This is a genomic window from Ruegeria sp. L11, assembly GCF_056531755.1.
In genome coordinates, this window is the sequence record NZ_JBQFMI010000008.1 from 34,468 (window position 1) to 49,830 (window position 15,363).

A 15,363-nucleotide genomic window follows, 5' to 3' on the forward strand; every position below is an offset into this window, starting at 1 on the left:
TGATCAGCTTCCGAACGACTTAAGGTAAACAATGACAGCGTCGATATCATCCTGTTTCTTGAGGCCGGCAAAGGACATACGTGTCCCCTTCATATAGGCTTTGGGTTTGGCCAGAAATGCAGCCATTTCTTCATCTGTCCAAACCAACCCATCCTCGGCAGCAGCTTTCATCGCCTGAGAGTACTTAAAGCCTTCGGCACCAGCCGCATTGGCACCGGCGACACCGTTCAGTGCCGGACCGGTGCGATGCTTGGCCCCGTCCCCGACCTGATGGCAGGACTTGCACTTCTTGAAAACTTTTTCGCCATTTTCGATCATCTCAGGATCAAGTGCCGCTATGTCCTCAGCAGGTTCATCGACTTCGACGGATGCTTCTTCGGAAACAGCCGCCTGGTCCGGACTGTCAGCCCCGGCTTCGTCAGGCGTTACATCCAGAACGGCGGCGCGCTTGGTGATTTCCACGCCTTCTTTGCAATCCGTCAAGCATGGCTCATCCGTCCAGAAATGCGCCTCGGCCGCTTCGCGGTCATCCACGATGAAACCCCCGGCATTCGGCATTTCCACTTCAAGGAAATTTTCGTGCGACAGCGTGAACTCATCATCAACGATGTCGTTGGAATACAGTATATAAGCGACAATCGCGTAAACTTCGTCAGGCTCCAGCGTTTGTGCGTCTCCAAACGGCATCGAACGGTTCACATAATCCCATACCGTCGAAAGGTGCGGCCAGTAAGAGCCCACTGTTTTCAGCGGGTCTTTATCTGCAAGCGTGCCCTCGCCGCCCGCCAGTTTCGGCCAGTTGTCCACACCTTCAGCAAAATCGCCATGACAGATCGCGCACCGTTCGGCAAAGACCTCTTCGCCGGTGAACACGTCGCCAGAACCTTCGGGCAATCCGGTTCCGTCAGGTGCAATGTCGTGGTCCCACGCCGCGATTTCTTCGGGCAACGCAGGGCGCCCAAGTCCTAGCTTGTCTGCATGGGCTGGAACCGCCACGCTCAACCCAAGGGCCGAGGCGGCCAATAGCTTACGATACTTCGACATTTTCCGCCTCTCCGTTTTCCTTGATCCACCAGGTCTGGATACAATTGTTGTGGTAGATCGAGTTCTCGCCCCGCACGTCCCGCAGTTGAGCTTTGCTGGGTTGGACGTAACCGGTCGAATCCTTCGCGCGGGCCTGTAACAGCATCTCTGAACCGTCCCAGTTATAGTCCAGATAAAACCGGGTCAGCGCCTTGTCTGTCCCGGGGGCCGCCAGACGTGCCGGAACCCAGTTCTTGCCACCATCCACCGACACGTCGACGCCGGTAATCGAGCCCCGCCCGGACCAGGCCAACCCGGTGATCACCAACGGCCCCGGCCCATGCGTGATCGGCGCTTGCGGGCTGGGCGATGTGACGACCGATTTGGCGTCCATGACCCATGTCCACTTGCGTGATGTTCCGTCTTCGAGAGTATCCGTATACTTGGATGTCTCTTCGCGGCTTTCGATAGCCATCTCGGTGACCTCGACCCGGCGCAACCACTTGACCCACATGTTGCCTTCCCAGCCGGGAACGACAAGACGAACGGGATATCCGTGCTCCTTGCGCAAAGCCTCACCATTGGCCTTGAACGCAACAAGTACGTCATCCATTGCCTTTTCCAGTGGGATCGAGCGACCATTCGAGGAAGCATCGGCGCCTTCTACGTAAACCCATTTGCCTTCGGGCTTTACCCCGGCCTCTTCCAGCAGAGTGCGCAGCGGAACACCGGAATATTCCATGTTGTGGATCATTCCGTGCGTGAACTGCGCGCCGTTGAGCTGCGCACCGGCCCATTCCATACCCGTATTGGCAGCGCATTCGCAGAAATAGATACGGTTCTCGCGCGGGAAACGTTCCAGATCTTCATATGTGAAAATCAGCGGAGTTTCGACCAGACCGTTGATCATCAGACGGTAGTCCGCCTTGCTCAGTTCGATCGCACCCGAATGGTGCCGCTCGAATGCGCATCCCTGCGGGGTGATCGTGCCGTCCAGCGCGTGGATCGGCGTGAAATTGATCGAACTGATTGTGTCTGCGGTCAACCACTCGACGTTGCGCCGTACGACATCACTCTCGAATTGGATTGGCAGGCCGTAGGGGGTTGCATCTACACCTTCGCCCGTTGCCTGTGCCCATTCCTGAACCTGAGTGATCAGCGGGTCAGGGCCTGCGGCGCGCGCCGCTGAGGCACCGACCGCACCTACGCCAACCGCGGCAGCACCGCTTAGAAACTGGCGACGCGATGGGGCTTTTGCCCTTGGATTCTCGCTCATTTTGTTTGCCTCCGTCATTCGATCAGCAAATCTTGTATTCAATGTTTGACATTCGGTTCGCGCTGTCAGGCTCCGATCACCTCGACCGATGTATTCGGCTCGACGGTGACGGTGCCCTGATTACGAATGTGGTTTTCGACGACATCCCAGATGGGCGGGCCTTCGGTGCCCTCGTTGACGCTGGCCCAACCGGCCACAACATAGGATTTCGCCGGATCAATCGCCTCACCCGTCTTGAGCAGGGTCATGTCGCTGATCCGCTGCCCTTGCGGTTTGGTGACATCGATACGGTATCCAAGGCCGCCGACACGCACCATGTCGCCACCCTGCTGGTAATAGGGATCGGGGTTGAACAGGTTGTCGCCAACATCCTCGAGGATCACGTGAATGAATTCACCCGTCATTTCCGTACGATACGCATTCGGATAGGACATCGAAGTGACATTCCAGATATCCTCACGCGTGATCTCCTGACCGGGCAGGATCGACGGACCCCAGCGCACACCCGGCGACATGGCAATGTCTGCCTCGCGCTCGCTGATCAGTGCATCGCAGATCAGATCGTCCCACGTGCCATTGAAGTTTCCGCGCCGATAAAGCAGCGAGTCCGTCTTGCCGATCACTTCGCTTAGTGCCGCATCATATGGTGCACGCTGTTCGTTGATCAGGGCCGTGAGTGCCGGATCAGGTGCGATGACGTCTGAAAAGATCGGGATCAGCTTGTGCTTCAGCCCCATCATCTGGCCATCCCGCACGTCCAGATCAACGCGGCTGACGAATTTGCCGTTCGAGCCGGACGCGATAATATGCGTCTTTTCGACCAGAACCGGTTCAGGCAAAGCGTCATGGGTGTGACCGCTCAGGATTACGTCAATCCCTTGAACACGGCTCGCCATTTTTTTGTCCACGTCAAAGCCGTTATGGCTGAGGACGACGACCACATCGGCACCTGCGTCGCGCACCTCGTCCACCATGGCCTGCATGTTCTCATCCCGGATCCCGAACGAGTACTCCGGGAACATCCAACTGGGGTTGGCAATTGGCATATAGGGGAAAGCCTGTCCGATGACGGCAACCTTGGCCCCGCCGCGTTCGAAGAACTTGTAGGGCTTGAAAAGCTCCGCAGGTTCATCCCATTCCGCGTCAAAGATATTCTGACCCAGCGCCGCAAAAGGCAAACCCTCAACGATCTCGTTGACCCGCTCGCTGCCCAACGTGAACTCCCAATGGAATGTCATCGCATCGGGCTTGAGTGCATTCATCACGTTGACCATGTCCTGACCCGCTGTCTGATAGCAGGTATACGAGCCATGCCAGGTGTCGCCCCCATCCAGCAACAACGCATCTGGCCGGTCGGCACGGATGGCGTTGATAACGGTCGAGACCCGGTCAAGCCCTCCGACGCGGCCATAGGTCTTCGCCAATGCAGCAAAGTCATTGTAGGTCAGCGCATAGGCGGACGGGCTGCCATCTTCGATCCCGTAAGCCTTGCGAAACGCGGCCCCCGTCACATGCGGCATTTGCCCGCGCGCGTCTCCGATGCCCAGATTGACCTCGGGCTCGCGGAAGTAGATCGGTTTGAGCTGCGCGTGGATATCCGTGATATGAATCAGGCTGATATTTCCAAAGGTCTCAAATTCCAGCAACTGGTCCTGGTTCAGGCTTTGCTGGGCCGCCAGCCTTGCCCAGTTCCCGAAACCGGATGCCCCGTACAGCGCTGAGGCCGCCATGGAGACCTGTAGAAAATCACGTCGCGATATCATTTGTCGGCTTTCCTGTTTCACATATAAATGTGTGAATGTAGTAGAAATGAAAAACCCGCGCCCGGAAATCCCGGCGCGGGTTCTTTGTTACTGACGCACGGCCGGCGTTTCGACCGAAAGCCCGTTGCCGCGCGATGCTACATAAAGCTCCAGTGCCCGGAATTCGTCCGAACCTTCAGCAAATGTTTCAGCGCGTGTATCACGAATACAGCCGCGGAAACGGTTGTGGCGCGAGATCAGCTTGGCCTGTTTCAGACGATAAGTCGGGAAACCGTTGACCATCCCTTGGCTCAGATGGTCGGCCCGGATCATGTTGCCCCAGTTGTCTTCGTGACAGTTGGCGCAGCTCAGCTCCAGCTGACCATATCGGGTGTAGTACATTTCCTTGCCCTGCTCCCAATATGGGGCAGCATCGCCATCAATGGCGACATTCATGGGCAGCCCTCGTGACTGAAAGGCAATCAGCGCGACCATGCCCTGCATATTGGCACCAGACCATTTCCACGCATCTGCTTCCATGCGTTCCGTACGGCACTTGTTGATCAGATCTTCCATCACAACCAGCTTGCCGGTATCCGCATCGACCTTCGGCATGGACGCCTGCAGCCCTTTGAAGCTTTCCACATCATCGTGGCACGAAGAGCAACTTTTGCCAGCCGCGCCATCGACAGCCTCATAAAGATCAGCCGCCTGGTCGACAAAAATCATAGCCGGGTTGTCGAAATCGTCGATCTGCAACGCCTGCGTTTCATCGGTTCTGAAATGCCACCCCGAGTAGATCGTATCGAAGTTCTCGACATGGGCCGGGGCCTCGGTCACCGAAACCATTTCCAGCTCTTCGTTGATCACCAGCTTGTCTTCGTCAGGTCCAGCTGCCACTGAAATCGGGAAAGCCAGAACTGCCGCGATCGCCGTGAGTGCTTTTTTATTCATTGCGTTCCTCCCTTGGGTGATCAGCGCAGGTTTTTACCACCGGCGCTGATCTGCCGTTACGGTCGAGCCGTCAGGCGATCTCGATCGGTTTTTTTGTGTCGTAAACGGACCCGTCATCGTCATACCACGTGAAAACGAATTCCCCGGCTTCAGGCACGGTTGCATCGAACTGAAAGTACGGGTTTGTCGAAATCGCCGGCTCCATCGTCACGTCTATCACCAGCTCTCCGTTAAACTCGCAGGTGAACCGATTGATGATCGAGCGCGGAATGACGTTGCCTTCCTTATCCTTACGCTGGCCACTTTCCATATTGTGGCTGATCAGTGTTTTGATCGTGATTGCTTCGCCAGCAGCGGCTGTTTTTGGAACCTTGACGCGGGGTTTTACACCGGATGCCATTGGTTTTTCTCCTGTTCTTCAGGGCGCGTGGCGATCAGCCGCCGCAGCCGCCAATTGTCACTTTTACGGTTGCCGAAGCCTTGGCAAAGCTACCATCAGCCATTTTGGCCACAGCAATGACATCTTGCGTTCCTGCAAGACGAATGCGGGTCGAAGCCGCCTGCGCAGCAGCCAGCGGGCCAAAGTTGAACGTGGCAACGCCGGGCTCGGGGTTTCCAGCCGCTACGATCAGAATTGCTGCCGCACCCGGCGCGCTGACTTCGATCGGAACGGTATTTCCGTTCTCGGCAATTTCCGGCGCCGTCAGCGTCACACCGCCGTCAGCCACGTCTGCACCGCCAGTAAACGCGGCTATCGCGTCTTCCGCAGCCGCATTTGCGCGGAACGGCATCAGGGTCAGGACCGCAGCGCCCAGACCAAGAGCCAGAGTCTCGCGACGAGAAAATTCCATTTTCAATCTCCTTTGGATCCTCACGAATTCACGCCTGAAAGCGTGATTATTGTTCTTTAAGGGTTGCGAGGAACGCGACGACGTCCTCGATTTCCTGTGCAGTCAGGATTGACGTCAAAGGCCCTGACGGGGCTTTGCCCGTATAGGCGTCGCCCGGACGGATATAGCCGTCATCCTTGTAGAAAGCCGGCATGACCGTTCCGTCAAACGTCATCTTGGCATTTGCGACCAGTCCTCGAAGCTCCGCCTCGGACCACCGATCCCCGGCCCCATCCAGCAGCGGACCGACTTCGCCATGGAACGGAATATCCGCCAAAGCCGTGACCTGATGACAGGCCACACAGTTGCCCTTGGATTTCTCGCCCACGATGACCGCACCGTTTGCCGCATCGCCGGCGACGCCGGTCAATGAAGCCTCGATCGCACCATAATCGTCGAACTGTACCTCTTTTGGTCCTGTTTCTGCCGCGATGGCGGCACTGCCTGTTATGATACAAGCCAAAGTCAAGTGTCTCAGCTTCATGATCCCTCCCATTTGCTACCGCGCCGATGGCGCTTTGCGACCCAAAGCCTCTGTGTACCGTAGTCGACGGGCAGGGTTCATCGCAACATTAAATTCATCTTAATGAATTTTTTTATTTATACTGCACCGCGTCAATCTTGCGAAACATTGTTTCGTTCTTGAATGCGGCGCGCATGATACCGTTGAAAATCTTCTCCATTATCAAGCTCGTACCGTTTTTCATTGACCCAGGTAAAAAGATCGAGGGTCGTTCCCTTCGAGAACGCCCCGGGCATGACCGCAACGGCCGCTTCGATTGCTGTGACATCCTCTGACACGTCCTCCGGCAGGAAAACCAAAGTAGGGGTGAACAGAATCCCCCATTTGCGCATCAGTGATCTTTGCTCGGCTTCTTCTCCGTCAAAATCGACGGCCATCGTACTTCCGTGTAAGTCTAGCTGAACGACAAAGAAGTTCTCCTCGATATACGCAGACAGGTCGGGTTGCGGGAAAACCTCTTCATGCATCTTTTTGCAGTAGATGCAGCCCTGTTGTTCAATGAACAGAACCAGCCGCTTGCCTTCCCCCCTCGCCTCTTCAAGGTCTTCACGAAGGTCTTTGAACGTGTCTCGCATCCACGGCGTTTTATGCAGGCCGTCATCCCCCAGTTCAGCTGCGGTAACCGCCCCAGCAAACAGCCCTGCAATCAAGAACAATACTATCCGTTTCATGGTGTTCTCCCGAATTAGCCAATGGCCGCCAGCCAAGGCATGTGATCCAGCATCCATTGTGCGATTAGATTTATGGAATTGGTCGCGATCAGGATGCCAAAAAGAATCAGCAAGACACCCATCGCCTTTTCAATCATTCCCAGATGTTTCCGGAAACGTGCCATCCATTGCATGAAGGGCCGAACCAGAAAGGCAGCAAGAACAAACGGCGCTGTCATGCCAACCCCATAGACGAACAAAAGCGTGGCACCGCGCCAGACGGTCTCGGTTCCGGCCGCCGTGAACAGGATCGCCGCCAAAACCGGCCCGACGCAAGGCGTCCAGCCAAAGGCAAAAGCCAGCCCCAGAATATATGCCCCGATCACGCTTACATTTGTCGTCTCGCCGATATCTGCACGAAACTGTCGATACAGGAACCCGATGCGGAAAAGACCCAGAAAATGCAGGCCCATCGCGATGATGATGAGCGCAGCGATCCATCGCAGAATGTCGAAATACGCGCGAACCAGCTGACCGAAGATCGACGCCGTGGCCCCAAGCGCCATGAAGACCGTGATGATCCCGGCGGCAAAAGCTATCGCTGACAGGGTCGCCCGGCGGCGAACATCCGGGGTGATCGTCGAACCGGCCGAAATCTGCTCCATCCCGACGCCTGCAAGATAGCTGAGGTAGAAAGGGACAATGGGCAGAATGCAGGGGGACAGGAACGACAAAAGCCCCGCGATCAGAGCCCCTGCAAACGTGATGTCGAGCATGGTCAAATCCGTCCAGACAGGTTACTATTCACACATTCAAAATAATAAAGATGTACTACCCAGGTCAATCGGAGCTTTTGATGCGTCACGTAATACATACATTGCTCGTCATCACATTGCTGATCTGGCCTGCTACGTTGCGGGCCGAAATGGTATTGCTGATGGCCGAAGAAGACGGGTGCATGTGGTGCGCCCGCTGGGACGCCGAAATATCCGAGATCTACCCGCTGACAGCCGAAGGTAAAGCTGCCCCACTGCAACGAACGGATATCCACGCAACCACACCCGTAGGGATTACCCTGGACCGGCCGCTTTTTTATACGCCGACCTTTGTATTGCTGGAGGACGGTCAAGAAATCGGCCGGATCGAAGGTTATCCTGGCGAAGACTTTTTCTGGGGGCTATTGGGTGTTTTACTACGTGACGCCGGAGTTAAGATCGAGAGCTCTGGTTAAATCCTCGGGATTTACATATACTGTTTTGAATACGTGAAGCCACGAAAGCGAGATGATCGTGTTGGACAAACCGTCGAAACTGCCCGTGTTCACCAAGGACATGTGCAACGAGGACTTGGACAGGATGATGGATAACGCCCAGACGGCGTCCAATTTCCTCAAGGCGATCAGCCATGAGGGGCGGCTGATGATTCTGTGCTATTTGTCATCTGGAGAAAAATCCGTCACGCAGATGGAGGAAATGCTGTCGGCCAGGCAGGCTGCCGTTTCCCAACAATTGTCCCGCTTGCGCTTTGAAGGGCTGGTCAAGACACGGCGCGAAGGAAAAACGATCTATTACAGATTGGCGGACGACCGGTCGACTCAGATCCTGGAAGTCGTCTACAATCTTTTCTGTCGGGACAAGTAGAAGCCCGAAAGAAACACCGCCAGCTTTGGGAGGAGACTGGCCATGTTCGAACTTCTGGGAGACGCCAATACAGTTGCGCTGATCGGTCTGGTCGGCGGCATTGTACTTGGTCTTGCTGCGCGCATCGGGCGGTTCTGCACCTTGGGTGCAATAGAAGATTATCTTTATGCAAATGACGACCGGCGCCTGCGTATGTGGGCCGTTGCGATAGGTGTTGCGATTGTCGGCAGCCATTTGGGCATGGCGTTAGGGTGGATTAATCCGCTCAGCACGACCTATATTGCGCAGACATGGAATCCGATCGGATCGGTCATTGGCGGATTGATGTTCGGATATGGCATGGCCATCAGCGGAAACTGTGGCTATGGCGCGCTTGCACGCCTTGGCGGCGGCGACCTTCGGTCATTCGTCATTGTCCTGATCGTGGGCCTTTCCGCATATGTGGTCATGTCCGGCCCTCTGGCCTATGTCAGGATCTGGCTTTTTCCCGAAGCTATGGATCTCGGTAATCCTCAAAGCGTCAGCTTCCTTGCCGAACGGCTGACGTCGATACCGGCATGGGTTACAGGAACGCTTGTCGGCTCTGCCATAGTAGTATTTGCCCTGACAAATGATCGGTTTCGCAAATCACCTGCGCAGGTTTTATGGGGTACGGTGGTCGGATTGGCAGTCGTTTCAGGCTGGCTTGGCACAAATTGGGTGGCCACACACGGGTTTGAAGGTGAGACCTTGCAAACACATACGTTTGCCGCGCCTTTGGGTGATACCGTGTTCTATCTCATGACCGCCTCAGGCAACACGCTCTCGTTTGCGGTCGGTTCGGTTACAGGGGTTTTGATTGGTGCTTTCCTCGGGTCATGGTCAAAAGGACATTTCCGCTGGGAAGCCTGCGAAGATCCACGTGAGCTTAAGCGGCAGATGCTGGGGGCGGCAATAATGGGGCCCGGAGCAATAATTGCGGTTGGATGCAGTGTCGGACAAGGCATCTCCGCTTTTTCTCTGCTGGCCTATAGCGCGCCCATAACCTTTGCGGCGATCTTTGCCGGAGCGGCCCTTGGCCTGCGACAGCTTGTATCAGGATTGTCTTTCATTCCAGAACGTTAAGCCCCGCTATAAGCTGCGGTTTCTTCGAACAGGCCCTGCGCAGGTTTTCGGGGCATTCATCAAGCCCCGAAAACCTGCAACAGACCTTTCGATCAGCCATTGGCCATGATGGAATCCAGCGTGTCATGTTCCGCTACAAAATGGTCTGGTGCGACTTCTTGCAGCTTTGGAACATAATCACTGTGACCGTTGACCAGCCGACTGGGCAAAAAACGCAACGCGGCTTTGGGATCCAGCGGCGATGGCAGTTCACCCGGCAGTTTGAGGCGCTGCCGCGTCCGCTCCACATCCGGGTCCGGTATCGGCACGGCCGAGATCAGTGATTTGGTATAGGGATGGATCGGTTCCGAACAGATCACCTCACCATCACCCATTTCCACAATTCGCCCGAGATACAGGACCATGATCCGGTTCGATACCGCGCGCACAACGGACAAATCATGGCTGATGAAAATCATCGACAGGCCAAATTCCTGCTGAAGTTCCTTTAGCAGCTCGACAATCTGGGCCTGAATGGAAACGTCGAGCGCTGAAACGGCCTCGTCGCAGATAATCAGCCTGGGCTTGTTGATCATCGCCCGCGCAATGCCGACGCGCTGGTTCTGCCCTCCGGACAGCTCGTGCGGGTAACGGTTGATCATGTTGGCCTGCAGACCAACCCGTTCCATCATCGCGGCGACCATCTGCTTGCGTTCCCGGTCCGTCAGATCGGGGCGGTAGGTTTTCAGCGGCTCAGCAATCGACGCTGAAATCGTCATGCGTGGATCAAGACTGGCCAACGGGTCTTGGAACACGATCTGCAGGTCCTTGCGGTACTTGTTCAGCTCGGATCGCTTCAAGCCGACGATCGGATGGCCCAACCAGCTGACCCCCCCCGCGCTGGGTTCGATCAGTTGCAAAACCGCGCGCGCCAGTGTCGATTTTCCGCAACCGGATTCGCCCACGACACCCAGAGTTTCGCCCTTGCGAATATCAAAGCTGACACCATCGACAGCTTTCAGCGGAACCTTGCGCCCGAACAACCCGCCAGAGACATGAATGGGGAAATGAACCTTGACGTCATCGACCTTGAGAAGGGGTTCTTCGGCCTTTTCCAAAGCGCGCGGCGCGTCACCGGCATCAATCCGGGGCATCGCCTCCAGCAAGGCCCGCGTGTATTCGTGTTGCGGATTTCGGAACAGCCCGCGTGTTTCACCGTCTTCGACGAATTCGCCCATCCGCATGACCTGAACCCGGTCGCACATGCGCGCAACGACGCCCATGTCATGTGTGATCAGTGCAATTGCAGTGCCTTCATCCTTTTGCAGATGAACCATCAGATCAAGGATGTCTGCCTGAACCGTAACATCCAGCGCCGTCGTCGGCTCGTCCGCAATAAGCAGTTTGGGACTGCACAGCATCGACATCGCAATCATCACACGCTGTCGCATTCCACCGGATAATTCGTGCGGGAACTGGTCCAGACGGCGGTCCGCTTCGGGAATGCGCACCCTGTCCAACCACTCCAGACAGCGCGCGCGCGCGGCTGACCCCTTCAGGCCCTCGTGGACCTGCAGCACTTCACGCATCTGTTGCCCAATCTTCAGATGTGGCGTTAATGCAGTCAGAGGATCCTGAAAGATCATGCCGACATCGTCGCCGCGAATCTGGTTCAGCTTGTTCACTGGCAGGTTCAAAATCTCCTGACCGTTCAGCTTGGCTGACCCGCTGGCATGTCCGGCAGGGGGCAGCAAACCCATTGCCGCCATGAAGGTCTGGCTTTTGCCGGATCCACTTTCACCGACGATACCAAGGCATTCGCCCGGATTGATATCAAAACTGATGTCTTTGACCGCCTCAACGACACCATCGGGGGTGTCAAATCGGACGCTCAGGTTCTTTACTGAAAACAGACTCATATCAGCGGTCCTTCGGGTCCAAAGCGTCACGCAAACCATCGCCGATGAAGAACATCGTGATGATAATGGCGACATAGAATGTCAGCGGGAACATCAATTGCCACAGCGTTCCATAGCCCATGGTTCCCGCCCCTTCTGCGATCAGTCTTCCCAGTGACGTGTAGGGTTCGGAAATCCCCAGACCCAGGAATGAGATGAAGCTTTCAGTCAGGATCATCTCGGGAACCAGAAGCGAGGCATAGACGATCACGACACCCAGCAGATTGGGCAGGATATGGCGATACATGATCGTAAATTCACTGACGCCCGCCGCTCGGGCGGCCTCGATGAATTCGCGGTTCTTCAGGGCAAGCGTCTGCCCGCGCACGATACGTGACATGGTCAGCCAACCAACCGCGCCCAGTGCGATGAAAAGCGTGAAGAAGGATCGCCCGGCAACAACCAGCAGAAGAATGATGATCAGAGTTGTCGGGATAGCCAAAAGGATGTCGACAAAACGCATCATCGCGCCATCCGTCCGCCCGCCAAAATACCCGGCAGTAATGCCGTAACACGTACCAACGATCAAAGCGGTCGCCGCCCCGATCAACCCCACAAGCAGGGACGTCGTGGTTGCCTGAATGACGCGGCTGTACAAATCGCGCCCCAAATCATCGACACCGAAATAGTGACCCGTTTCCATCGACGGCATTCCCATGCCCCGGACATCGCCCATGACATTCCAGTCGATCTCTTCATTGCTCCAGACCGCAAAATACGGGCCAATTATCGTGAACAACACGATAAGCAGCAGAATGAACACGCTGGCCATTGCCGCTTTGTTTCGTACAAAGCGCATTCGCGCATCCTGCCAGAGCGAACGCCCCTGAACGGCTGTATAATCGGTGATTTCTTCGGCCAGATGCGCGGCTTTTTGTGATTTTCCTAGCATATCCAGCCCCTCAGTAGCGGATCTTCGGATCGAACCAGGCATAGGCCAGATCGGTCAGCAGGTTTACCAGAACGGTCAGAACGCCATAGAGGATCGTAACCCCAAGCAGCACGGCATAGTCGCGTGATAAGGCCGAGCCGACATAAGCCTGCCCCAGACCACCGGTCGAGAAATAGATGTCAACAAAGACGGATCCGGTCAGCACATAGACAAACACCGGCCCCAGATAAGATACTACCGGCAGCAAGGTCGGCTTCATCGCATGGCGCCAGATCACGGTTCTTGTCGGCAGGCCCTTGGCACGGGCGGTTCTGATGAAGTTCGAATTCAGAACCTCCAGCATTGAAGACCGGGTGATCCGTGCAATCGACCCCATGTAAGATGTCGCAAGGGCGATAACCGGCATGATCAGATAGGGCCACTGACCACCATTCCACCCGCCGCCGGGCAACCATCCCAGCCACAGGGTGAAGGTCAGGATCAGGATCGGACCCATGATGAAGTTGGGCAGCGCCTGCGCTGCAATCCCCAGCCCAACCGCAAAGTAGTCGATCCAGCTGTTGTGCCGGATTGCGGCGGCAATCCCCAGTCCGATGCCCACCACAGTAGCGACCAGAAAGGACAGCGACCCATAGGTCAGCGAGATCGGAAAGCCCTGCGCGATGATGTCGTTCACATCGCGGTCCTTGAACTTGAAGGACGGGCCAAAGTCGAAATGCACAACGATATTGTACAGATAATCCCAGAGTTGCTTCCACAACGGCTGGTCCAGACCGTACCGCGCCTCGATATTGGCCAGAACCTGCGGCGGCAATGTCCGTTCCGAGGTAAAGGGCCCACCGGGCGCATAGTGCATCAAAAAGAAACAGGCGACGATCAGCAGCAGGATCGTCGGTATGGCGGTCAGCACCCGCCGAATGACATAGGCAAGCATTCAATGCCCCCAATAGATGGCGCTGCCCCGAAGAAAACTTCGGGGCAGGTCATGGTCAGAAGATGATTACTCGGCGATTTTGTAGAGGTTCTTGGAGTACCAGTTTTGCTCTACGTTTTTGACCGGCCAGTTTCCGACATCGCTGTCCATCATGTAGACACCAGCATAGTGATAGATCGGGATAACGGGGGTTTCCTGAGCGATAATACGCTCGACCTCGGTGTACAGCGGAGCCGGATCGTCCGAAGTTTTGGCTTCGGCCAGCAACTCGTCCACGCGGGCATTGTTATACTTGCCGTCGTTGTAGCCCGAATCCGACTGCAACAAGTCAAGGAAGGTTGAGGCTTCGTTATAGTCACCACACCACGCGCCGCGGGCCAGATCAAAGTTCTGGTTGCCCCGCTCTTCCAGGAAGACTTTCCATTCCATGTTGGCCAGTTCCACATTGGCGCCCAATTTTTGCTTCCACATCTGGCTCAGCGCTACGGCAACTTTCTTGTGTGCTTCCGAAGTGTTGTAAACCATCGAGAAGGTCAGAGGGTTATCCGCGCCAAAGCCGGCCTCGGCCAGCAGTTCCTTGGCCAGCTCATCGCGCTCGGCCTGGCTCATTGATGCCATTTCAACGACCGGGACAGTAAAACCTGCGGTTGCTTCTGGCACGAATGTATACGCGGGCGGCTCGCCACCGGCCTTGATATTCTTGGTGATGATGTCCCGGTCAACGGCTAGCGACAGGGCCTGACGAACTTTGGGATCCTTGAATTCTTCAGGGCCGCTGTCCGACACGTTAAACGTGTAGTAGTAGTTGCACAGGCGCGGGAAGCTGATAGCCTCGCCCGGATGCTCTTCCTGCAGACGCGGGAATTGACCGGCAGGAACTTCGGTCCGGTCCAGTTCACCGGCCAGATAGCGGGTCAGGGCTACGTTTTCATCATTGATGACCAGTGCCACAACCTTGTCGATGATGGTGTTGTCATTGTCCCAGTACATCTCGTTGCGCTCACGGACGGAACGTTCCTGCGGCAAGTGCTCGGTCAGAACATACGCGCCATTCGACACGATGTTTCCCGGTTTGGTCCATTCATCACCAAATTCCGCGATCACCTTCTGAGGTGCCGGGAAGGTTGTCGAATGCGTTGTCATCTGCGGGAAATACGGCAGCGGCGCGCTCAGCGTGACTTCCAGGGTTGTGTCATCGATGGCTTTAACGCCTAAGTCATCAACCGGCTTTTCGCCTGCGATGATTGCCGATGCGTTTTCGATCGACATCAGCTCCATGAACCACGCGTAGGGAGAGGACAGTGCCGGATCAACCGCGCGTTTCCATGCAAAAACGAAATCTCCGGCGGTTACCGGGTCGCCATTCGACCATTTCGCATTGTCGCGCAGTGTGAAGGTATAGACTTTCTTGCTGTCATCCACGGTGTAACCTGTGGCAACGCCCGGAACCAGATTGCCATCCTCATCCTGGTTCATCAGCCCTTCAAACAGGTCACGTACAATTTCAGCACCGGAAACGTCTTCGACAACCTGCGGATCGACCGAGCTGTGCTCGTCCAGAATGCGGTAGGTAAAGGTCTGATCGTCCGCCAGCGCTTCGCCGGTTTCAGGATGCGTGCCAGCGGCAAACGCGGCACCTGTGATCATGGTCGACGACAAAAGCCCCGCCACTGAGTTCCGAATGTATCTGTTCATGATTTCTCTCCCATATTTTCGTCGCCGCGCGGCCCCACTTGATCGGGGTCGCACGCAGCAGCCGGATTAGACCGACGCCCGCTGGGACTTCGTCCATTTCGAT

General features: G+C 56.0%; 16 protein-coding genes. 3 read left to right on the plus strand and 13 right to left on the minus strand.

Going from position 1 to position 15,363, the window contains the following annotated elements:
- Positions 1-3: 3 nt before the first annotated feature.
- The 9 genes from ACR0CE_RS13700 to ACR0CE_RS13740 form a co-directional block, all read right to left on the minus strand.
- Positions 4-1,044 carry a c-type cytochrome gene (locus tag ACR0CE_RS13700; protein ID WP_480832962.1) on the minus strand — a complete coding sequence of 347 codons (1,041 nt, stop codon included), beginning with the start codon at positions 1,042-1,044 and terminating at the stop codon, positions 4-6.
- Positions 1,028-2,299 carry a sulfite dehydrogenase gene (gene soxC / locus ACR0CE_RS13705; protein WP_480539217.1) on the minus strand — a complete coding sequence of 424 codons (1,272 nt, stop codon included), beginning with the start codon at positions 2,297-2,299 and terminating at the stop codon, positions 1,028-1,030. The genes ACR0CE_RS13700 and soxC overlap by 17 nt, the downstream gene beginning before the upstream one ends.
- Before the next feature lie 65 nt (positions 2,300-2,364).
- The gene (gene soxB / locus ACR0CE_RS13710) at positions 2,365-4,062 is read right to left on the minus strand and encodes a thiosulfohydrolase SoxB (protein ID WP_480832964.1); all 1,698 of its coding nucleotides are present in this window, start codon (positions 4,060-4,062) and stop codon (positions 2,365-2,367) included.
- A gap of 87 nt (positions 4,063-4,149) precedes the next feature.
- Complete coding sequence (gene soxA / locus ACR0CE_RS13715) at positions 4,150-4,995, minus strand: sulfur oxidation c-type cytochrome SoxA (RefSeq protein WP_480832965.1); 846 nt, start codon at positions 4,993-4,995, stop codon at positions 4,150-4,152.
- 70 nt (positions 4,996-5,065) lie between these two features.
- The gene (soxZ, locus tag ACR0CE_RS13720; protein ID WP_209507503.1) at positions 5,066-5,395 is read right to left on the minus strand and encodes a thiosulfate oxidation carrier complex protein SoxZ; all 330 of its coding nucleotides are present in this window, start codon (positions 5,393-5,395) and stop codon (positions 5,066-5,068) included.
- Positions 5,396-5,429: 34 nt separating this feature from the next.
- Complete coding sequence (gene soxY / locus ACR0CE_RS13725) at positions 5,430-5,846, minus strand: thiosulfate oxidation carrier protein SoxY (RefSeq protein WP_480507616.1); 417 nt, start codon at positions 5,844-5,846, stop codon at positions 5,430-5,432.
- 46 nt (positions 5,847-5,892) lie between these two features.
- The gene (gene soxX, locus ACR0CE_RS13730) at positions 5,893-6,369 is read right to left on the minus strand and encodes a sulfur oxidation c-type cytochrome SoxX (protein WP_480832967.1); all 477 of its coding nucleotides are present in this window, start codon (positions 6,367-6,369) and stop codon (positions 5,893-5,895) included.
- Between the two features lie 131 nt (positions 6,370-6,500).
- The gene (locus ACR0CE_RS13735) at positions 6,501-7,079 is read right to left on the minus strand and encodes a thioredoxin family protein (RefSeq protein WP_480833015.1); all 579 of its coding nucleotides are present in this window, start codon (positions 7,077-7,079) and stop codon (positions 6,501-6,503) included.
- A 14-nt stretch (positions 7,080-7,093) separates the two neighbouring features.
- Positions 7,094-7,834, minus strand: coding sequence for a cytochrome c biogenesis CcdA family protein (locus ACR0CE_RS13740; RefSeq protein WP_480832969.1), 741 nt, complete (start codon positions 7,832-7,834; stop codon positions 7,094-7,096).
- A gap of 80 nt (positions 7,835-7,914) precedes the next feature.
- Between ACR0CE_RS13740 and ACR0CE_RS13745 the strand changes: the two genes are divergently transcribed.
- Genes ACR0CE_RS13745 through ACR0CE_RS13755 form a run of 3 tightly spaced genes read left to right on the plus strand, consistent with a single transcriptional unit; the run spans position 7,915 to position 9,802 of the window.
- A complete protein-coding gene (locus tag ACR0CE_RS13745; RefSeq protein WP_480832971.1) occupies positions 7,915-8,289 on the plus strand; it encodes a hypothetical protein in 375 nt (124 codons plus the stop codon).
- A 52-nt stretch (positions 8,290-8,341) separates the two neighbouring features.
- The gene (locus ACR0CE_RS13750) at positions 8,342-8,698 is read left to right on the plus strand and encodes a metalloregulator ArsR/SmtB family transcription factor (RefSeq protein WP_480483447.1); all 357 of its coding nucleotides are present in this window, start codon (positions 8,342-8,344) and stop codon (positions 8,696-8,698) included.
- 42 nt (positions 8,699-8,740) lie between these two features.
- Positions 8,741-9,802 (plus strand): YeeE/YedE family protein, encoded by a 1,062-nt coding sequence (locus ACR0CE_RS13755; protein ID WP_480832973.1) that lies wholly within the window; start codon positions 8,741-8,743, stop codon positions 9,800-9,802.
- A gap of 92 nt (positions 9,803-9,894) precedes the next feature.
- Here the strand turns inward: ACR0CE_RS13755 and ACR0CE_RS13760 are convergent, their stop codons facing one another.
- From ACR0CE_RS13760 to ACR0CE_RS13775, 4 genes are all read right to left on the minus strand, one after another.
- The gene (locus tag ACR0CE_RS13760; RefSeq protein WP_480832975.1) at positions 9,895-11,700 is read right to left on the minus strand and encodes an ABC transporter ATP-binding protein; all 1,806 of its coding nucleotides are present in this window, start codon (positions 11,698-11,700) and stop codon (positions 9,895-9,897) included.
- A 1-nt stretch (position 11,701) separates the two neighbouring features.
- Entirely contained in the window at positions 11,702-12,631 is a 930-nt protein-coding gene (locus tag ACR0CE_RS13765) for an ABC transporter permease subunit (protein ID WP_209507494.1), read from the minus strand.
- Between the two features lie 10 nt (positions 12,632-12,641).
- On the minus strand, positions 12,642-13,565 hold the full coding sequence (gene oppB / locus ACR0CE_RS13770) for an oligopeptide ABC transporter permease OppB (protein ID WP_209507493.1): 924 nt from the start codon (positions 13,563-13,565) through the stop codon (positions 12,642-12,644).
- Between the two features lie 66 nt (positions 13,566-13,631).
- Entirely contained in the window at positions 13,632-15,260 is a 1,629-nt protein-coding gene (locus ACR0CE_RS13775) for a peptide ABC transporter substrate-binding protein (protein ID WP_480623655.1), read from the minus strand.
- Positions 15,261-15,363 lie beyond the last annotated feature (103 nt).